This is a genomic window from Candidatus Cloacimonadota bacterium (assembly GCA_034661015.1).
GTDB lineage: Bacteria > Cloacimonadota > Cloacimonadia > JGIOTU-2 > JGIOTU-2 > JAYEKN01.
The window spans coordinates 1-5,290 of the sequence record JAYEKN010000075.1; the positions used below are offsets into that span (position 1 = coordinate 1).

4 protein-coding genes are annotated in these 5,290 nt (G+C 34.4%); all 4 read left to right on the forward strand.

What is annotated here, in order from left to right; genetic code table 11:
* Window positions 1-40 precede the first annotated feature (40 nt).
* Window positions 41-223 (forward strand): hypothetical protein, encoded by a 183-nt coding sequence (locus tag U9P79_02620; GenBank protein ID MEA2103523.1) that lies wholly within the window; start codon window positions 41-43, stop codon window positions 221-223.
* Window positions 210-1,955 carry an ABC transporter ATP-binding protein gene (locus tag U9P79_02625; GenBank protein MEA2103524.1) on the forward strand — a complete coding sequence of 582 codons (1,746 nt, stop codon included), beginning with the start codon at window positions 210-212 and terminating at the stop codon, window positions 1,953-1,955. The genes U9P79_02620 and U9P79_02625 overlap by 14 nt, the downstream gene beginning before the upstream one ends.
* A 531-nt stretch (window positions 1,956-2,486) precedes the next feature.
* A complete protein-coding gene (locus U9P79_02630; GenBank protein MEA2103525.1) occupies window positions 2,487-4,589 on the forward strand; it encodes an ABC transporter ATP-binding protein in 2,103 nt (700 codons plus the stop codon).
* 42 nt (window positions 4,590-4,631) lie between these two features.
* The coding region (locus tag U9P79_02635) for a M23 family metallopeptidase (protein MEA2103526.1) at window positions 4,632-5,290 on the forward strand (659 nt) is incomplete at its 3' end.

Consider the following 5,290-nt stretch of genomic DNA (forward strand, 5'->3'; position numbering starts at 1 on the left):
CTTTACGGATAGACTCTAATTAAAATTGTGAAAACAACCTATGAAAAACATTAAATTATCTTTTTTCGTCTTTTACAGCTCATCTACTAACCGCCGAGGCTTTTTATTAGCCATCTCCTCGGTAGGAGAGGTTTGGGTAGAGGAAGAAAAGGAGTTAGAACAAAATATATTTCGTGTTTTCAGTGTGTTTCGAGGTAAAAAGGATTTTAATGAAAAATATTAAACTAATCATTTCATATTTAAAACCATATTGGAAAAGAATTCTGCTGGGGATTTTATGTCTCCTTCTCGTAGATGCGGCTCAGCTTGCCATACCGAAGATCATTCAGCATATCATTGATACATTGCATTCACCCGATTTCACTACCGGAATAATTTTCAAATTTGCTTTGCTAATATTTTTCCTTGCCTTATTTATGGCTGTTCTGCGGTTTTTGTGGCGACTGCTTCTTATCACAAATGCCTTTAGGATTGAACGACAATTTAGAAATGAATATTACGCCCATCTGCAAAAATTGTCTGCCACATTTTATCAGAGGTATAATACGGGCAAACTAATGGCTTATGCAACCAACGATCTGCAAGCAGTTCGCATGCTGTTCGGCATCGCCAGTGTGTTAGCCGTTGATGTTTTTATTATGATGATTCCGACTCTCATTTTTATGGCAAACATAGATTTTCGGCTGACGATTTATGTAATAATTCCTTTACCGTTTGTAACCTTTATTATGATCTATTTTGGTAAAAGAATTCATAAACGTTTTGCTCAGGTGCAAAAAAGTTTTGCTGACCTGTCCGGAAAAGTGCAGGAGATTATTTCCGGGATTAGGTTAGTCAAATCTTTTGTAAGGGAAGAGGAATTTGCTGAAAAAATCAAAGATAAATCTATGAAACTTGTCCACGAGAGAATTGATGTAGTGAAATTGTGGGGCATGTTTTTCCCGTTAATGTTTATGATTATCGGTTTTAGCATGATGTCTTTATTATATTTTGGTGGGAAGATTACAATTTTAAACAAAATTTCTATCGGAGAATTCGTAGCGTTCAATAGTTATTTGCAGTTATTGGTTTGGCCTGTAATTGGCATCGGTTGGATTACAAATCTCTACCAACGCGGAACCGCTTCATTGCTTAGAATTCGGAAGATAATGAAAGAAAAATCGGAAATAGTAGATACGGAAAAAGTTGATGAAACCATTACGGAAATTCGGGGTGATATCGAAGTAAGAAATCTTTCTTTTACATATCCTGATTCGGAAAACGAGGTTTTGAAAGATGTTTCATTTTCAATCGAGAAAGGTAAAACACTGGCAATTGTAGGAAAGATCGGAAGCGGAAAAAGTACGATAATCAGAATTATTACCCGTTTGAAAAACCCGTCGGAAAATACTGTTTTTATTGATGGAAAAGATATTTTTGAAATTCCTTTATCTGTGCTTAGAAGTAATATCGCCGTGGTTACGCAGGATATTTTTCTTTTTGCTTCCTCAGTGAAAGACAATATCAAAGTGGGAAATCAAGCCGCTTCTGAAAAAGATATTTCAAATATTATCGAAGTTTCCCAATTTCACAAAGATATTTTGGAAATGGATAATCAGTTGGATTCGGTTGTCGGCGAAAGAGGTGTTTCCCTTTCCGGTGGTCAACGGCAAAGATTAGCTATCGCACGAGCGCTTATTAAAAAAGCACCCATTTTGGTGCTTGATGATGCTCTTTCATCTGTTGATACGGAAACTGAAGAATTAATTTTGGAAGGATTGAAATCTTCACAGCAAAAAAAAACCAGCATTATTATCGCTCATAGAATTTCAACTATGCAGCATGCCGATAAAATCATTGTTCTCGAAGATGGCAAAATTGCCGAATCTGGCAATCATCGAGAACTGATACAAGCCAATGGAATTTATGCAAATATTTACAATAAACAGAAATTGAAAGAAGAATATGAACTGTAAATATTTTCGGGACAAAAGTTGCAAAAACGATGAACTGTTTGCAAATTAATTCTTAAAAAGTCTGGAATTTTTTAGAAAATTTTCAGAAATAGTTCGGACTTTTTTAGAAATTTATTTTAAATTGACTTAACAATAATGTTTATAAAGAAATTATCTTATCCAGCAGTTCAATCCGATTGATGAAAGATTTGATAAAGGAGCAATTCTGGAGAATTTTGTATTTTGTGAATTATTAAAAAAATCCGATTTGGGCTCAAAACTTCATTTCTGGAGAACTAAAAGTAATAAAGAAATAGATTTCATAATTGAAACAGGAACCAAATTAACTCCCGTTGAAGTAAAATCTAAAAAAGTAAATATAAATAATTTAAATTATTTTATGCTCGGAAATTCAGAAATAAAAATGGCTTATGTTTTATACGATGGAGAATTTTTTCGTGAAAACAAAATTACTCATGTACCAATTTGGTTGTGCTGAAATGCTGACCTGCTGACTGGCTGACCTGCTGAAATGCTAAAAGGAATTAAAACATGAAAAACACATATTTTGAAGAAGAAACCGTTAGAAAAGTTTATGATAGAACTTTGATGAAAAGACTGTTCAAGTATCTGGTTCCATACAAAAAGCAATTTGGCATTGCCCTAATTTTATTGCTCATTGTTGCCATTTCCAGCACAGCTGTTCCATATTTGATGAAATACGGGATTGACAATTTCATTAATCCATCCCTCAAAATTTTAAATTTGAGTGAATATCCGGAAGTCTTAAAATCTTTCTCGGGAAAATATAGTGAACTTGCCCAAGAAATAGCAGGAAAAAGGATTTTGATAAAAAGTTATAACATTGATAAATTGCCTCCTTCGGAATTTCACATGTTAAAAACAAAAAAGGTAATAAAAACCGACTTTTATGCAAAGTTCCCCAAGAATGAAAAGAACACAAAAATTGCAGAAAAGTATCCTGATAAATTTGAATCATTTGGGAAATATTACATAATTCCCCAGAAGGATATGACCGGAATTTCTCTTGAGGATATGAAGGAATTGCGAATTAAAGATATTCAAGGATTGATGAAACTTGCTCTCATTTTTCTCATTATTATCATTATGCGGTTTGCCTTGAATTATCTCCAAATTTATCTGAATCAATGGGCATCTATGCATTCTATGTATGATCTTCGCATAAAAGTTTTTCGGCATATGCAGCAATTGCCTATGTCATATTTTGACAAGAATCCGGTCGGAAGGTTGGTAACGCGGGTTACAAATGACCTGCAAGTTCTTTCCCAGATGTTGGGTGAAGGCTTGATTACCATTATTCAGGATTTCGTGATGATGGGTGCAATAATTATCATAATGTTGCTCATCAATTACAAACTTGCTCTTATCACTTTTTTGGTGCTTCCGTTGGTTTACTTTTTTTTGATGAAATTCAAAAAATACATAAGATTGGTCTATCGAGAGGTGAGAATAAAACTCGCAAAAATCAATACAAAGTTGTCCGAAAACATATCCGGTATGGAGACGATTCAGCTGTTTCATCAGGAAAAGGAAAAATATGACGAGTTTAAGCAAACAACTTTGGAATACTATTTTGCCGAATTGAAACAATTAAAAGTTTTTGCAATTTTTCGTCCCTTTATTGATGTTCTCGTTTATCTTTCCATTGCCCTCATAATCTGGTATGGAAGCGGACAGATTATGGCGGATATGATGTCGCTCGGAGTTTTGGTTGCATTTATCAGCTATGTAAGACGTTTTTTCGACCCGCTTTATGACCTCAGCCAGAAATATAATGTTGTGCAGTCGGCAATGGCAGCCCTTGAGAGGATTTTTTCGGTGCTTGATACTGAAACTGAAGATTATCTCTCAGAGAAAATTTCAAATGAAAAAATCAAAGGTGGAATTGAATACAAAAACGTTTGGATGGCTTATAAAGATGATGAATACGTTCTGAAAAATATAAATCTGAAAATTAGTCAAGGTGAAAGTGTGGCAATCGTGGGTGAAACCGGTGGTGGAAAAACTACGTTGGCAAAATTACTTTCCAGATATTATCCCTATCAGAAGGGGAACATTTTCATTGGCGGCAACCATTTGGAAGATTATAATTTGCAAACTTTAAGGAAAAATATTGGAGTAGTCCAGCAGGATGTTTTCATTTTTTCCGATAGAATTCGGGATAATATTTCACTTTTCGGAGAAAACATCTCTATCGAGAAAATAAAAGAAGCTGCCAAATTCGTGAATGCAGAAGGATTTATTAACAAATTGACAAATAAATACGATGAAATCGTGAAAGAGCGTGGATCATCGCTATCAGCAGGGGAACGTCAATTGCTTGCTTTTGCTCGGATACTTGTTTCCGATCCAAGCATTTTTGTGCTGGACGAAGCTACTGCAAATATAGATACGGAAACCGAGATGCTCATTCAAGATGCTGTGCAAAAAGTAATGAAAAACCGCACCTCAATCATAATTGCTCACCGCCTTTCCACAATCCAACACGTTGATCGTATAATTGTTGTTCATAAAGGCGAAATCGTTGAAGAAGGGTCGCATCAGGAATTGCTGAAAAAACGCGGAATTTATTACAATCTTTACCGATTGCAGTATCAGGAAGAAGTGAAATAGATGTTTTGGAATTTGTAAATTAATTGTAAGAAGGATTAGATAATGTATAGAAAAAAAAGAATCCCCTCGTTTATATTTGTGATAATTATTATGGCATTGGGCTATTTTTCCATTTCATTTTTTCTGAAGAATAAAGCTCTTAATGAAAAATTAGATAGCTATAAAATCATCACTTTCAAGAATAATAATTTGAAAATTGTAAACGGATTGGATTTTGAATCGAATCAATTTTTACTTACAGAAAATTTCATCCAAAATAGTTTTTTTCTGACTTCACCTTTTGGTGATGGGAGAAGTTTTAAAAAATTAATGAGAGAAGAAGTAAATTCCAGATTGATAGATATTTACGGATGTTATCGTGTTACCGGTAATATCTCCAGAATTCACGAGGGAATTGATTTATTTGTACCGAGGTTAACACCTGTTTATCCGATTTTTCCAGTCGGAATTGTAACGAAGATCAGTAGAAATCCGCATTACAAAATTGAAGCAATCGGAAAAGATTTTCGGGGAAATAAAACTCCTGTTATGGTTGAATATGGGAAAATAGTTAGGATTGCATATCCTGAAGGAATTGAATCCTTATATGCTCATTTAGATTCTGTTTTTGTGGAAAAAGGGGATATCGTTTATCCGGATACAAAAGTCGGATTGACCGGTTATACCGGGAACATAAAGGAAAGTGGCAAAGCCTCTCATCT

Excerpts from the sequence above, each read along its gene's own strand:
- U9P79_02620 (MEA2103523.1), top strand. The coding sequence starts at position 41 with ATGAAAAACATTAAATTATCTTTTTTCGTCTTTTACAGCTCATCTACT.
- U9P79_02625 (MEA2103524.1), top strand. The coding sequence starts at position 210 with ATGAAAAATATTAAACTAATCATTTCATATTTAAAACCATATTGGAAA.
- U9P79_02630 (MEA2103525.1), top strand. The coding sequence starts at position 2,487 with ATGAAAAACACATATTTTGAAGAAGAAACCGTTAGAAAAGTTTATGAT.